Origin of the sequence: Salinisphaera sp., from assembly GCF_035690525.1 — a bacterium.
Classification (GTDB): Bacteria; Pseudomonadota; Gammaproteobacteria; order Nevskiales; family Salinisphaeraceae; genus Salinisphaera.
In genome coordinates, this window is the sequence record NZ_DASSKM010000121.1 from 1 (window position 1) to 14417 (window position 14417).

Annotated in this window: 14 protein-coding genes; 1 reads left to right on the forward strand and 13 read right to left on the reverse strand. The window is 62.4% G+C overall.

Annotated features, from left to right (window positions below; translation table 11 throughout):
- Positions 1-59: 59 nt before the first annotated feature.
- The 7 genes from VFJ08_RS08970 to VFJ08_RS09000 form a co-directional block, all read right to left on the reverse strand.
- Complete coding sequence (locus VFJ08_RS08970; protein WP_324996858.1) at positions 60-1004, reverse strand: sugar ABC transporter permease; 945 nt, start codon at positions 1002-1004, stop codon at positions 60-62.
- Between the two features lie 96 nt (positions 1005-1100).
- Positions 1101-2588 carry an extracellular solute-binding protein gene (locus VFJ08_RS08975; RefSeq protein WP_324996859.1) on the reverse strand — a complete coding sequence of 496 codons (1488 nt, stop codon included), beginning with the start codon at positions 2586-2588 and terminating at the stop codon, positions 1101-1103.
- Positions 2589-2727: 139 nt separating this feature from the next.
- On the reverse strand, positions 2728-3483 hold the full coding sequence (locus tag VFJ08_RS08980) for a DeoR/GlpR family DNA-binding transcription regulator (protein WP_324996860.1): 756 nt from the start codon (positions 3481-3483) through the stop codon (positions 2728-2730).
- A 320-nt stretch (positions 3484-3803) separates the two neighbouring features.
- A complete protein-coding gene (locus VFJ08_RS08985; protein ID WP_324996861.1) occupies positions 3804-4754 on the reverse strand; it encodes a cation diffusion facilitator family transporter in 951 nt (316 codons plus the stop codon).
- Positions 4755-4763: 9 nt separating this feature from the next.
- Positions 4764-5072, reverse strand: coding sequence for a metalloregulator ArsR/SmtB family transcription factor (locus VFJ08_RS08990; RefSeq protein ID WP_324996862.1), 309 nt, complete (start codon positions 5070-5072; stop codon positions 4764-4766).
- A 142-nt stretch (positions 5073-5214) separates the two neighbouring features.
- Positions 5215-6660: a glutamate--tRNA ligase gene (gene gltX, locus VFJ08_RS08995; RefSeq protein WP_324996863.1), complete on the reverse strand. Its 1446-nt coding sequence runs from the start codon at positions 6658-6660 to the stop codon at positions 5215-5217.
- A 78-nt stretch (positions 6661-6738) separates the two neighbouring features.
- Complete coding sequence (locus VFJ08_RS09000) at positions 6739-7641, reverse strand: LysR family transcriptional regulator (RefSeq protein ID WP_324996864.1); 903 nt, start codon at positions 7639-7641, stop codon at positions 6739-6741.
- A gap of 89 nt (positions 7642-7730) precedes the next feature.
- Between VFJ08_RS09000 and VFJ08_RS09005 the strand changes: the two genes are divergently transcribed.
- Entirely contained in the window at positions 7731-8474 is a 744-nt protein-coding gene (locus tag VFJ08_RS09005) for an NAD(P)H-dependent oxidoreductase (protein WP_324996865.1), read from the forward strand.
- A 257-nt stretch (positions 8475-8731) separates the two neighbouring features.
- Here VFJ08_RS09005 and VFJ08_RS09010 read toward each other — a convergent pair whose 3' ends face one another.
- The 6 genes from VFJ08_RS09010 to metE form a co-directional block, all read right to left on the reverse strand.
- Complete coding sequence (locus VFJ08_RS09010) at positions 8732-9823, reverse strand: hypothetical protein (protein WP_324996866.1); 1092 nt, start codon at positions 9821-9823, stop codon at positions 8732-8734.
- 84 nt (positions 9824-9907) lie between these two features.
- Positions 9908-11002 carry a lysozyme inhibitor LprI family protein gene (locus VFJ08_RS09015; protein ID WP_324996867.1) on the reverse strand — a complete coding sequence of 365 codons (1095 nt, stop codon included), beginning with the start codon at positions 11000-11002 and terminating at the stop codon, positions 9908-9910.
- The gene (locus tag VFJ08_RS09020) at positions 10999-11736 is read right to left on the reverse strand and encodes a hypothetical protein (RefSeq protein WP_324996868.1); all 738 of its coding nucleotides are present in this window, start codon (positions 11734-11736) and stop codon (positions 10999-11001) included. Before VFJ08_RS09020 ends, VFJ08_RS09015 begins: the two co-directional genes overlap by 4 nt.
- Complete coding sequence (locus VFJ08_RS09025) at positions 11733-12221, reverse strand: hypothetical protein (protein ID WP_324996869.1); 489 nt, start codon at positions 12219-12221, stop codon at positions 11733-11735. The genes VFJ08_RS09020 and VFJ08_RS09025 overlap by 4 nt, the downstream gene beginning before the upstream one ends.
- Before the next feature lie 29 nt (positions 12222-12250).
- Complete coding sequence (locus VFJ08_RS09030; RefSeq protein WP_324996870.1) at positions 12251-12736, reverse strand: hypothetical protein; 486 nt, start codon at positions 12734-12736, stop codon at positions 12251-12253.
- Positions 12737-12901: 165 nt separating this feature from the next.
- A partial coding sequence (gene metE / locus VFJ08_RS09035) for a 5-methyltetrahydropteroyltriglutamate--homocysteine S-methyltransferase (RefSeq protein ID WP_324996871.1) occupies positions 12902-14417 on the reverse strand: 1516 nt, incomplete at its 5' end.

Here is a 14417-nt window from a genome sequence, read left to right on the forward strand (position 1 = left end):
CGTTCGCTTGATACGCGCTCCGGTGGCGCTCACCCGGCCATTATTGGTTATGGACATGGCTATGTCTCCACGCGCCTGAGGCTCAGCACATACAGATAAAGCGAGGTGAACCCGATCGCGATGATCAGTGCCACCACGCCCATCGTCGATGCGCTACCCATGTCCAAAGAATTGAATCCGAGTCGATAGATCCGCATTCCCAATAGCTCCGTCGACGATCCGGGGCCTCCATGCGTTAGCAGCAAGACGATATCGGTAGTCTTGAACGCATCGATCGTGCGCAGCAGCAGGCCAAGCATCAGGATGAACTTGGCATGCGGGAAAATTACCCTTTTCAAAATGGTGAACCAGCCCAGCCGATCCACCCTGGCCGCTTCCAATTCCGCTTGCGGTACGGACGCCAGGGCGGCCAGCGTGATGAGAGTCATGAACGGCGTCCACATCCAAACGTCGACCAGCAGGACGACCGCCTGCGCAGAAGTCGGATGGGACAAGAAGGCCGCCCGTTCTCCGGTGATCAGCTGTGCGATATAGCTGATCACCCCGAAATTCGGATTGAGCATCAGCGAGAAAAACACGCCCACCGAAGCCGGCGTGAGGAGCATCGGCGTGAACAGCATGGTCAGCGCGATACGTCGCCCCGGCAAGCCTTTGCTGCCCCAGAAAAACAACCCCAGTAACGAACCGATCAGGCCCGACAGCGAAACCGTCAGGAGCATGAAGACGAACGTCCGACTGAAAGCCGACCAATCGGAGATATTGGCCAGAAGCGACATGTAATTGCCGAGCCCGGTGTATACCGGCGGGCTACCGGTGGTGAGAGCATAGTTATAAAAACTTAGGCCCACCATCCATATTAGCGGAATAACATTAAAAATACAGAAAAATATCAGCGCCGGCGCAAGCAGCCCCCAGACAAAGCCATGATGGCTTAAAAGGCCCGTAAGAGACCGTCGGTCTCGGTCGCCGGCGGCTTGAACGACGTTAGTCGAAATGGCACTCATAATTGAGAGTTTCTTTTTGTAGACAGATTGGGGAAATCACGGCCGGCGTGGCGCCCCATGTATCCTGCGAGGAGCGCCAGCCGGTCGTCGGCCGTATTAGCGCAAGCTCGGCATATCCCCTTTCGGCGCTTGTTCCGTTTCACCAGCGTTGTACAGAATCTTCTGCTGCCGGTATGCGACATAATCCAGGACCTTCTTCGGGTCCTTGACATTACCCGCCGCATACGCGGTAAACGCTTGCTGCTGGACGTTGAGCATCTTGGCGTAGTTGGGGTCGTGCCAGAAGTCCTTGGTCCGGCCGTTTGCCAACATGTACTTATAGGCACGGAACCACGGCTGGATATCGTCGAATCCGTCGGACTCAAGCACCGACTTCACACAAGGATTGCCCCCTCGCTTGGCGAACTCCAGCTGGGTGTCCTTTGCGTACCAGTACTTCAGGAAATCAATGACTGCCGCCAGTTGCTCCTCATCGTTGAAAGCATTGATTACCCACGGCTGACCACCCAGCGTATAGGTCCGCTTTTTCTCGCCGTTGACATCAAACGCCGGCGGCGGAACCACCATGACCTTGCCCCGGAGATCCTCCGGGATCATGGTCGGCCCCATGGCCGCCCACTGGATGCAGGAAAAAACTCGGCTCCTGGTAAATAAATCGGCCAGTTCCGGAATACCGACCTGGTTGGAGCCCGGCGGACAATATTTCTGCAGGGCAACAAACTCTTCCAGCGATTTCGCGTTTTCGTCGGTATTGAGTACGCCCTGCACGGTGTGTGTTTTCGGATTCCAGATATGCTGGCCCTTGGAGAACACGAACGGATAGTAGTAGCACGAGAAATTATCGTAGGTTTTGGCGTATTGAAGCCCGATGCCGTACAGGTTCTTGTCTGGACGCGTGAAGAACTCCATCACATCCTTGTAGTCGTTCCAGGTCAAGGCCTCGAACTCGTCGTAGGTCTGAGGCAGCTTCTTGTTGTATTTCTTCTGGAACGAGTCTTGCTCTTTCGGGTCTTCGAGCATGTCCTTGCGGACATACATCACCATGACATCGCCTTCCTGCGGCAGACCGTAAATACTCTTCTCGCCCTGTGGATAGGCCATATAACCTTCGGTCACGATATCCGAATACCAGTCGATATTCAGATCGGGATTCTTGTCGATGATATCGTTGAGCTTGAGGATCCACCCCGGGGTGGCGAAGGCGCCCAACCATTGTGAATCGCTGATGAGCAGGCTGTAGTCGGCCGAATGCGTCGCCAGCGAGGTCGCGGCTTTTTGGAAAAGCTGCTCGAAAGGCGCCATCGCGCTTGAAAAATGCACCTTATAACCAAGCTTCTTCTGAGCGTACGGCGCAAACATGGTGTTACCGATCTTGGTCGACATCGCACTCGGCGGCCAACCGGCCACACCGAGAATTTCAATGTTGATATTCGCTCCCTTGAGTGATTCGGCCATCGCTAGAGCACTATTACCCAAGAACGGGAGAGAGGCCGCCCCGAGCCCGGCCATCTTCAGCAATTTCCGCCGTTTCATGCCCTCGGCCGACAGGCTGGCCACCGGGCCATCATTATCGAATTTATTCATTTCTTCCTCCTTTTTACTCGCAGTTGCAGCAAAAATACGGCGGATTAATTGTTAGATTCCGCCCTGGCAATAACGTGTCGGCGAAGCCGTCGAGCGCTATTCAGCAGGTATTTTTAAAAGCGATTCAGGCGATGGCTTACTAGTCTGAGACCACCTCCAGCGGCACGCCGGCCCCTACCAGCTCATCAAGCAGCGCCGGAGCGGCGCCGCCGGTGGTCAATACATGATCGAACGAGTCCAGCCGTGCAAACTTGTGCAATGCCGACTTGCCGAATTTCGAACTATCGAAGGCCAACACACTGCGTTCGACGCTGGCCTTCATGGTCCGCTTGGTCCGCACCAGGGCATCCTCCTGCAGATAGGCGGAGCCTTTCTGCACGCCGGCGACCGAGAATACGGCCAGATCGGCGCTGAGATGCTCGAGCGCCAAGTCGCAGGTCATACCTAAGTACGCGTTCATGGTCGCGTCGTAGCGGCCGCCGAGACAGATCAGGGTGTAGCCTTCGTCATTTCGCAGCGCCTCCACCAAGGCCGCGGCGTTGGTGATGATCGTCAACGGCTGACATTCGGGAAGAAATTCGACCAACGCCGCCGTAGTCGAGCTGTCGTCTAGCATCAGCGTCATGCCCGGCTCGATGAAGTCCGCGACCCGGCGCGCCAGCGCGCGCTTATCGGCCACACAACGCCGCGCTCGATAATGATAATTGCTCTCAAAGACCACACTCGGCAGCACTGTGACGCCGCCACGCACCTTGCGCACGAAGCGCAGATCCACCAATCGGCTGATGTCGCGATGGATAGTCATACGACTTACGTCGAAATACTCGGCCAACTCTCCTACGCTGGCAGTCTCCTGCTCGCAGAGAAAATCGAGTATTTCGGTCTGTCGCTCCATGACGCCTCACATCCGGAAAGCCTTTAATAACACTAAGCCCGTTTCATATAACTCATATTGTGTTACAAGAAACATAACCTTCTGTGGCGTATTGTCACCTAGCGATTGGTCTAAGCCACGCCTGCCCGTCGATCGCGTGGTGTGCGAGAAGCCATTTATCGGCTCAAAGCGCTCTTGGCACGGATGCGATGGCGCGCCGAACTGGCGCGATAACGAGCCTAGCAGCGGCAGCATCAGACGCGGGATCACGAACCAGCGGGCCCGACGACGGCCGGGACCATTCATTTCCTATGGCACCGCCGTCGCCAATCGATAGTGCGCTATGGCGGCGTCGAGGCGATGCCGCATTCGGCGTCAATCGCGCAGCCGCGCGCGGTGGCGCTGTCCTCCGGCTGCAGCGTGGTGTGATCGATCGAGAAGCGATCCGCCAGCAGTTGCTGCAGGCGCGGCAGGATATTCTCCCAGTCGGCGAGCCGGGCGATCTCGACGTGGGCGGCCAGCGCGCGCTGGGTCGAGGACAGGCTCCAGATATGCAAATCGTGAACCGAGCGCACGCCCTCCACGTCGGCCAACGCCCGCCCGACGTTGCCGGCGTCCACGCCCTTGGGCACGCCCTCCATCAGCACCCGCAGCACCTCGCGCAGCAGCGGGAAGGCCGAGATCGAGATCAGTACGCTGACAAACAGCGACAGAATCGGATCGATCGGCATCCAGCCGGTCGCCAGGATCACGAAGCCGGCCACCAGCGCGGCGACCGAGCCAAGTAGATCGCCCATCACGTGCAGCAGTGCGCCGCGCACGTTCATGGTCTGCTCGCCTCTGAGCAGGATAGCGCCGACGATGATGTTCACCAGCAGGCCAATGGCCGCGATGATCATGACCGTGCCGCCGCTCACCGGCTCGGGCTGAAAGAAACGGTGGACCGCCGAAATCGCGATCGCGACCACGACGCCGATCATCAACAAGGCATTGACCAGCGCGCCGAGCACCTCGGCCCGCTGTAAGCCGAAGGAATGCGAGGCCGAAGCCGGCCGGCGCGACAGCCAGGCCGCGAACGCGCCGATCGCCAGCGAGGACGTATCGGTGAACATATGCCCGGCATCGGACAGCAGCGCCAGCGACCCGGCGATCCAGCCGCCGAAGACCTCCACGATCGCGAACGCGAGCGTGAAGCACAGCGAAAAGATCAGCGTCTTACCGCTGCCGTGATGGTGATGCCCACCCAGGCCGCCGTGGTCATGATCGTGATCGTGCGTATGCGCGGTGCTCATCGCCCGTCCTCATTCATCGCTGTGCTCGATCATGTCGCGTAGCACACGCTGGACATGATCGTCGGCGGCCACGTAGAACACCTGCTTGCCACGCCGCTCGGCGGCCAGCAGCCGGGCCGAGCGCAGCAGCCGCAGATGATGGCTGGCCAGCGACATCGAAATATCGATCTGCTCGGCCAGGCTGGCCACGCTCTGCGGCCGCTCCAGGCAGGCATACACCAGCGACAACCGATTCGGCTCGCCCAGCAGGCGGAACATCTCTGCCATACGTGTGGCGCGATCGCCGCCGAGAACCGTGATATCGATGGTTGTGGCCATGCCGACCTCTACAATTGAATAAATATTGTATCGATGCGCACGACGTTATGATATTGCGAGATCGCACAGCAAGTGGCTAGCGCACAAGCGATCACGATGAAACATGACGAAGCCGACCGTGCGCCGCCGGCGATCGGTCGGCTCAGCCTGCCTTAAGCGAGCGAAAGGCCGCGGCCGCCCGGTCCAGTCGCGCCAACGTGGCCTCGCGGCCCAGCAGCACGAGCGTGTCGTCGATCGACGGCGAAACCGGGCCGCCCGTCAGCGCGATACGAATCGGCTGGGCCACCTTGCCCATGCCGAGCGCATTGGCTTCGGCCACCGCCCGGACCGCGCCCGCCAGCGCCTCGCGATCCCAGCCGTCGAGCGCGGCCAGCGTATCGCGAACCTCGGCCAGAATATCCGGCGTGGCGGTCTTGATATGTTTTTTGACCGCCTTCGGCTCGTACTCGGCCACCTCTTGAAACAGGAACAGGCTCTGCTCGGCCATTTCCTTCATGGTCTTGCAGCGGCCCTTCTGAACGTCCGCGATTTCGGCCAACCGCGGATCGGTGGTGTCCGCCACGCCGAAACGCGCCAAGTGCCAGCGCAGTTCGCCGACCAGATCGGCCGGCGCGGACGCCTTGATATGTGTCTGGTTCACCCACAGCAGCTTTTCGGGGTCGAAGGTCGAGGCACCGCCCTGCACGTTGGCGATATCGAAGTGTTCGATCATCTGGCCGCGGGTGAATATCTCCTGATCGCCGTGCGCCCAGCCGAGCCGCACCAGATAATTGAGCAGCGCATCCGGCAAAAACCCCTGTTCGCGATAACGCATCACCCCGACCGCGCCGTGCCGCTTGGACAGGCGCTTGCCGTCGGGGCCGAGAATCATCGGCACATGGGCGTAGTACGGCAGCCGCCCGTGGTCGCCGACCTCGCCTTCCACTAACGCTTTGAAGATATTGATCTGGCGCGGCGTGTTGTTGACGTGATCGTCGCCGCGGATGACGTGGGTAATGCCCATGTCCATGTCGTCGACCACCACGCAGAAGTTGTAGGTCGGCGTGCCGTCGGCGCGGGCGATGATCAGATCGTCCAGTTCCGTGTTGGCGATCGTGATCTCGCCCTTGACCAGATCGGGGATGACCGTCACGCCGTCCAGCGGAGTGGCGAACCGGATCACCGGATCGACGCCGGCCGGCGGCTCGGGTAGGGTCTTGCCCGGCATCGGCCGCCAAGTGCCGTCGTATTTCGGTTTCTCGCCGCGCGCCCGCGCCGCCTCGCGCATCGCCTCGACCTCTTCCGCGGTCGAATAGCAGCGATAGGCCTTGCCTTCGGCCAGCAACTGCTCGATCACCTCGGCATAACGGCCGAAGCGCTGCGTCTGGTAATAAATCTCGTCGTCGTGATCGAGATCGAGCCAAGCCATGGCGTCGAGAATCGCGGCCACCGCCTCGTCGGTGGAGCGCTCGCGATCGGTGTCCTCGATACGCAACACGAAACGCCCCCGGTTCTGGCGCGCGTGCAGCCAGGAATACAGCGCGGTGCGGGCACCGCCGATATGCAGATAGCCGGTCGGAGACGGGGCGAAGCGGGTAACGATGCTCACTGGAAAACCTTGGGCGGCAGGGGCTGGAAAGGCGCGTAGTTTAACAATGCGCCGAGCGGCCTGTGGCCGCGTCGTCTTTCACAACAGGTCGACTGGATCGTGATCGGCGCGCCCGGCAAGCTTTGCCTGGACCGGCTCGGCCCGGATCGCGCCCACGATCCGGTCACGCACGGCGCGCACGCGGGCCACGCGCCGCAGATCGGGATGCACGAGCAGCCAGAGATCGGTCGTAAGCTCCGGCACGGGCTCGCCGATGCGAACGAGCGCCGGATCGGCGTCGCCGAGATAGCACGGCAGCAATGCGCGGCCCGCACCGCGGCGCACCGCCGCGGCCAGCCCGAGCAGCGTATCGATGCGCCAGCCCGAATCGTCGATGCCCTGTCGCCGCGTCCATTCGGCGAGCGCCGGAAAGAACACGCTATCGTCCAGGCCGAGCCACGGTGTTGCGATGCTTTCATCGGCGACGGTCGCGACATAGGGCGCCATCGCGATACGGCCGAGCCGGTGGGCGATCAGCGCCTCGGGCGGATTCGTCATCGGGCGTACCGCCAGATCGGCCTGGCGTCGCGCCAGGCTGAAAGTCTCGTTCGAAATGGCGGCCTCCAGCGTGATCGCCGGATAACGACGCCGGCAATCCGCCAGGATCGGCGCGAGCAGCCCGTCGAACAACGTATCCGTGGTCGTCAGCCGGACCGGACCGGCCGGCGCGGCACCGCCTTCAAGGACATCCTGTTCCAGCGCCCGCATGTGCCGCTCCATCTCGGCCGCCTCGATCAGCAGGCGCTCGCCGGCCGCGGTAGGCACGTAGCCACTGCGTTCACGGACGAACAGCGCCTGACCGAGTCGGCGCTCCAGGGCGTTGAGCCGCCTGAAAATCGTGGCGTGGCTAACGCCGAGTGCGCGCGCCGCGCCTGCCAGCGTACCGGCGCGGCCGATCGCCAGCGTCCAGCGCAACGCATTCCAATCGATCTGGTTTTGCATTGATGCAAACCTGTCTTGCGATATATGCCGATTCTATTGCATCGACGAAACACGCATGCTGGCCAACAAATTCGCGAATCCGATGTCTTATGCACGCGCTCATCGTCCATTGCCATCCCGAGCCGAAATCCTTCAACGGCGCCCTCACCCGCATCGCACGCGAAACACTGGAAGCTGGCGGGGCCACGGTTGAAATCGCCGACCTTTACGCGGACGGCTTCGATCCCGTCGAAGGACCGCGCCATTACGAGCCCCGCGCCGATACCGCGCGCTTTGCGCCGCTGACCGAGCAACGCCATGCCAGCGAGAACGACAGCCTGCCGGCCGACGTGGCCCGCGAGATCGATCGGCTCGAACGCGCCGATCTGGTGATCCTGCAATTCCCGCTCTGGTGGCATGCCCAGCCGGCGATGATGAAAGGCTGGTTCGACCGGGTATTCGTCTACGGCGGGCTGTACACCGGCAGCCGGCGCTACGACGCCGGCCATTTCCGCGGGCGGCGCGCGATGCTTTCGGTGACCACCGGCGGGCCGGCACGCAGTTTCACGCATTACGGCCGCGGTGGCGCCATCGAGCGGCTGCTATGGCCGATCCATTATTCGCTTTACTACATGGGCTTCGGCGTATTGGCCCCCTTCCTGGCCCACGGCATCCAGGGCGGCGGCATCGCCTATCAAGCCGACAACGCGTTCCGGACCCACTTGGAAGACACCAAGGCGCGCTGGGCAGAGCGCTTGCGCCGGCTCGACGACAGCCGGCCGATTCCTTTTACCGGCTGGTCCGACTGGACCGACGGCGTGCTCGACCCCGAGCATCCGCAGCGCTGGGCCTGATGCCCGGCGTATCCCTGCTACGGGTCGGTCCTGGGGAAGTCCTGAACGATATCGAACGAACCGGCGACGTGGACCTGCTTTGAATTGGCGGCCGCCAGTGTGCGCCTGGCAAGTGAGAACAAAGAGACCGCCTCAGCGGCTTTGACGATCTGGTCGTAGCCACTCAGTTTTTCGGCGTGCTCGTCCCGGCGCCGTCGCCGCAGCCGGCCAAAGCCAGTATCGTCAGCGCGGCCGCCGCACCGAACGGACAGCGGCGTTCAAGGAGTATCATGAGCATTCGCTGCTGACGCGCGCGCCCGGGCAAGTACGCTGTCGATCACGCCTTTGCCGCTGCCGCCGGCCCGCAGCCAGCGACCGGACTGATCGCAAAAGACGATCATCGGCGTATAGCCGCCCCATTTCTCCCAGGCTTTACGCAACCGTTTCTGCTCGGGTGGTAACGAGTAAGAATGGCCTCTTCCCGGTTGCACGCCGCCCTCATGGCGATCGAAATTGTAATAGCGAAGGTCTGTATGCAAATCCCGCTTGGGATGGCGGGAGTTGAGTAGGATCGCGGTCACCGCCTTGCTTGTCTTGCCGAAATAAGCGATGGGTACCCACCGGATCGCCAGATCCGGATGGGCCTGGCGCAGATACCGATAAAGCTTGGCGCCATAAGGCGCATTGGGATCGAAAATGATCTGGATGTTCGCTGCGCCAGGATCGCCAAGCTGGATGCCCTGGGCTGCTTTCACGATCGCCGCATCGTTCGCCGAGAGCTTGCCGAATGCGACACCCGGGGCATCGGTCGAAACATTCGGCACCGGCTGCGCGGCCTTGGCCGATCCGATCGAGGGCTCCGTTTCGCCCTTTTTGTTGTTTTGCGGATGGCAGTGGGCATCCAGCCAGGCTGCTATCCGATCCATCTGGGCCTGCATCTCCGGCGTTATTTCGAGCGGCCGTTTGCCCTCCTGAAGCGCGACTTGCCGGCCGAGCTTGTACAGGGCGTCGCTGGGAACTTCGTCGGCAATATTCGCACTCAAATCCTCGAGCAGCTTGCCGCCCTCGGTGAGTGTTCCCGGTTTCGGCTGGGTGCCCGGAATGTCATAGTGCGATGCGGCGGCCGCCATGGAAAAGGGATACATGACTTCCATCATCGAAAAGCTGATTTGCAAGCACTCTTCGAGTTTTCCGGAGCGCTCCATTTGCCGCAGTTGTTCCAACTGCCGCTGATCCTTGGCGCTAAGCCCGAAGGCGTTGCCGCCATCGGCTGCCGGCGCCGCGATTACGGGCGTTGTCAGTGCGCCGCAGAGGACCCAGATCAATCCGAAAAATGCGGCCGTGGTCGCGGCGAGTCTGCGCTGACGCATGGCTTTTGTCCCCCTGTATCGTCAATCCTGTCGTTTCTGCATGGCAGTAGCCGGTATTTCGGATCCGGTTGTGCCGCCCGCTCCTCAAGAATGGGCCAAAAATGGCTTGAGCTCGTCGATCCGCTGGCGGGTCAGCACCGCGCGCAGCGCATCGGCCGGCAGGTCCGGATAGCGCTGTTTCGCGAAATCGACCCACGCCTCGCGATAACGCAGCCAGACGCGCTCGGTTTTGCGGATGCCGGCGTGGGTGACCGTGATCCAGGGCAGGCTGTCGGCCGTGCCGTAAGGGCCGCGCTCGTCCGGCGGCGTCTTGAGCGCCATGATGCGCCGATAGACTTCGTTGAGGCGCGTATCGGCCGGCTTGTAGTCAGCCGCCGCGCCGGCCGGCAGATCGCCCTTTTCCAACCGGTTGAGCAACTGCTCGAAGACCTTGTGGAGATGTAGTCCCTGGTGGATCGTTAAAATGGCGCGCGCCGTGCCGGTCAGATCGACTTCGTTGTCCGCGCTGGTCTTAGCATAAACCTGCTCGGCGTCGCGCAGCCCGGCGAAGGCGCGGCGCACGTCCGCCGGCCAGCCGGCGGCGATCCGGTCCAGCCGGGCTTCGCGCTTCGCGCTGACCATGGACGCGTTGCGCGCCGCGCACAGGTTGGCCGACATGGTAGTGATGATGTCGTCGCAGTAGTCGAAATCATGGCCCTGCCAATGCTTGGCGGCCAGTTTGTGCAAATGCTTGACGCGATGGTCCACCTCGGCCGGCGGGCCGTGTATGCGGCAGGCCAGCGCCGTGGCTAGATCGAGATCGCGCTCAGCACCTCGCCCGTTGGCGTAGATCATCATCAGCACGCTGAGCCCGAAGAACGACCGATCGCCGGCGTCGTCGCCCGCTTGCTCGGCTTCGATGAAGGCGCATTGGCGCGCGCGTTCCGGTTGGCGCGGCTCACCGATCCCGTAGTACAGTGCGCCGGCGTCGCAGCCGGCGAGCTTCTTGCGCTGGGCCGCGTCGGGCCGGTCGGCCGGCGGCGGTTTGCGGTCCTCGAGCCGGCGGCAGATGGCCTTGGACTGCGCGAACTCGGCACCCTGTGCGCGCTCGCTATCGTCGTACGCCCAGTTCCAGGCCGCCGCGGGCCACGGCAGGACGAGCAGGCCGACCGCGGCGCAGGCCGCCCAATGACGGTTCATTCGCCCGCCGCCAATGGGTCGAAAGCCAGCCCATCGCCGATCTGGTCCAGCGTGGGCAGCGGCCCCGGAGGGAGCTGGCCGTGACGCACGGTTTCCTTGTCGTCGGCAATATTGCCGCGGCGGCGCTCGATGCGCCGAGTGCGATAATCGATATGCAGTTCATGAACCGCACCGCTCATGCGATGGACTTTGCTGTACTCGAACACGATCAGCCGAAAGGCGCCGTCGCGCCAGCGAAAGGTATAGGCCGGCTGATACATCTCCGCGCCGAAACCGCCAAGGGCGATCTGCAGCGTACCGTCGGTAATCGCAAAATCGCTGGCGACGACGCCGTCGATGGGATCGTCCATACGGCCGCTATCGACCCGCGGAATAAGGGTGTGGTTGGCAAGCGCCCGGCGAAAACCGCCTTCGGCGCGGGCAAAGAGCACGACCAGCAGCCGCGGGTTGGTATCGACCTTCGAACTGTCGTCAAACGGCAGGGGCACGCGCAGCGCCGGATCGTCGTCGTGCAGAATCAGCGCGCGGTCGGCCCGGCCGTCGCCGTTGAGATCGCCCGTTTCCTGCTTTTCGATACGCCAGCCGGAAGGCACGAATACGGCAATGTCAGCGCCCTCGGCGGACACGGCCGGATAGTGCACCGGCGGCGGGCGGTTGATATCCGTCGCGGCCGCGCTTGCGGCGCACGCCAAGGCGGTGGCGATGCCGCAGCAGGCGCTGAGGGCGGCGTTCATAGATGGGCGTCGCGCGGGAAGAACTGCATGTTCAGACCGGGCGGACTTACCGCGCCGCCGGGCGAAGCAGCGGACAGGTTCACGCACCAGCCGGTCTCGGGGCAGGCGATGAAGTTGATGTAGCCGGGTAGTTTCACTTCCTTGTGAATCGACCAGCCGAGCCGGGCAAACATCTTGTGATAGAAAGGCTCGGCCTCTTCCGCGGTTACTCCTTTTATCCCCACGAACGGAACCGCGTTGCTGGCCGTCAGATCGTGGGCATCGGCGGGCACCGGGAAATCGCGTGGAATATGCTTTTCCATGTTGAGATAACCGGGTACGGAGACGGCGTCCGGATCCCAACCTTCGGCCCGAGCCATCTGGCCGAGCGTCTGCACGCCGGCGGCCCATGCGACCGGCGCGGCGCTCGCCAGAGCCCATAGCAACAGGGCGACGCGCACCGAGCGCATCCGTATTCGAGCGCTATGGGCGCTTGCCCCGGCCATACGCCGAATCCGCGCCCGTTTCGTCCGGCTCAGCGCGTGTTGGCGTGGGCTTGGAGATTCTGGCGAATGAAGCGGTCGATCTCGTCCTTGTGCGCCTTCACGAACGCGACGTTATCGGGATTGACGTTCGAACCCTCGGCATGCGGTATCAGCGCCAGGCGGGCCGACATCAACGCAAACGAGCCCAGGATAAAACCCCGTGCGCTCATGTCGTGCTCGGCGAGGATGGCGTGCACCCCCGGCTCGGCGTCGAGATGCGCGCTCATCGCATTCAGCGAATTGCCGCCGACCGCCGTCATTTTTCCGTCGTGCATCTTGAACAGCCGCATGCGCACACCCTGATCCGCCGCATTGCGCTTGACCGCCATCCAGCGGTGTAGATAGTCGGTGTTCAATTTGAAGTCGCGAACCGCCGCCGCATCGTCGGCTTGGGATGCTCCGGCCACTGGACTCAACATCGCCGCGACGAGGATGAGGCTGGCGCAGAGCAGCCCTCGTTGTACACGATCGCGCATCCCGATTCCCCTGTGTTCGTTTTTGTGGAGGTAAAGTCTCTTTTCGCTCTAATTATCCTGGAAATGTCGCGCTGTCAAATTTTTGTTTGGCGGATAGGAAAAGACCGGGCGCGGCCGCCCGGTCTGTTTTTCATCGCCATGCGAGTAGGCGCGATCCCGGCGATTTCACGCCGCCTTGGCGCGCCGCAGCTCGCGGGCCGCCTCGACCATGTGCTTGAGCGCGGGCTCGACCTCGGCCCAACCGCGGGTCTTCAACCCGCAGTCGGGGTTGACCCAGATGCGCTCGGGCGGCAGCACTTGGGTAGCCTTTTTCAGCAGGTCGATCATTTCCTGCTTCTCGGGCACCCGTGGGCTGTGGATATCGTAGATGCCAGGGCCGATCTCGTTCGGATATTTGAATTTCACGAAGGCGTCCAGCAGTTCCATCTGGGACCGCGAGGTCTCGATGGAAATGCAGTCGGCATCCATTTGCGCGATGGCCTCGATAATGTCGTTGAACTCCGAGTAGCACATGTGGGTGTGCATCTGGGTGGCATCGGCCACAGCGCCGGCGGACAGGCGGAAAGCCGCCGTGGCCCAGTCGAGGTACTCGGCCCAGTCGGCGCGACGCAGCGGCAGGCCCTCGCGGAACGCTGCTTCGTCGCATTGGATCGCCGCCAGCCCGGCCGCTTCCAGGTCGGCGATCTCGTCGCGGATCGCGAGCGCAACCTGCTTGACCGTCTCGGATCTGGGTTGGTCGTCGCGCACGAACGCCCACTGCACCATCGTTACCGGCCCGGTGAGCATGCCCTTCATCGGCTTGTCGGTCCGCGACTGGGCGTATTTCGACCACTTGACCGTCATCGGCGCGGGCCGCGAGACATCGCCGTAGATGATCGGCGGCTTGACGTAGCGCGAGCCGTAGGATTGCACCCAACCGAGTTTGGTGAACGCATAACCTTCGAGTTGCTCGCCGAAGTACTCGACCATGTCGTTGCGCTCGAATTCGCCGTGCACGAGCATGTCGAAACCCATTTCCTCCTGCATGGCGATCGCGGCATCGATCTGCTCCCGCAGGAACGCATCGTAATCGGCATCCGAGAGTTTGCCTTTTTTGTGCGCCGCTCTTGCCTTGCGCACGTCCTGTGTCTGCGGGAATGAGCCGATGGTCGTGGTCGGAAAAGCCGGCAGGTTGAGCTTGGCCTGTTGTTGGCGCGCACGTTCGGCGTAAGGCGATTTGCGGCGATAATCGTCGGCCGTGAGACCGGCCACGCGCCTGCCCACGAACGCGTCGTGGATCAACTTCGAATCGCGTCGATCCGCCATGGCGCGGGCGTTAGCCCTGAACACGGATGGGTCAATATCGCCGTCGGCGGCATGCGCCAGGCACACAATTTCAGCCAGCTTTTCCTCGGCGAAGGCCAGCCAGTTTTTCAGGTCGGCGTCCAGCTTGGTTTCGCTCTTCAGGGTCACCGGGCTGTGCAGCAGCGAGCAGGCCGGGCCGACCATGAGCCGGTCGCCGCCGATCGTGGTTTTGACCCGTTCCAGGCGCTCCTTCGCCGCGGCCAGATCGGTCTTCCAGATATTGCGGCCGTCGACCGCGCCGATCGATAGCTTCGTATCTCCGGCCAGCCGGGCGGCCACGGTCTCGATCTCGCTGGCCCCGCGCAGGCCGTCGATATGCAGCGCGGCGACCGGCAGG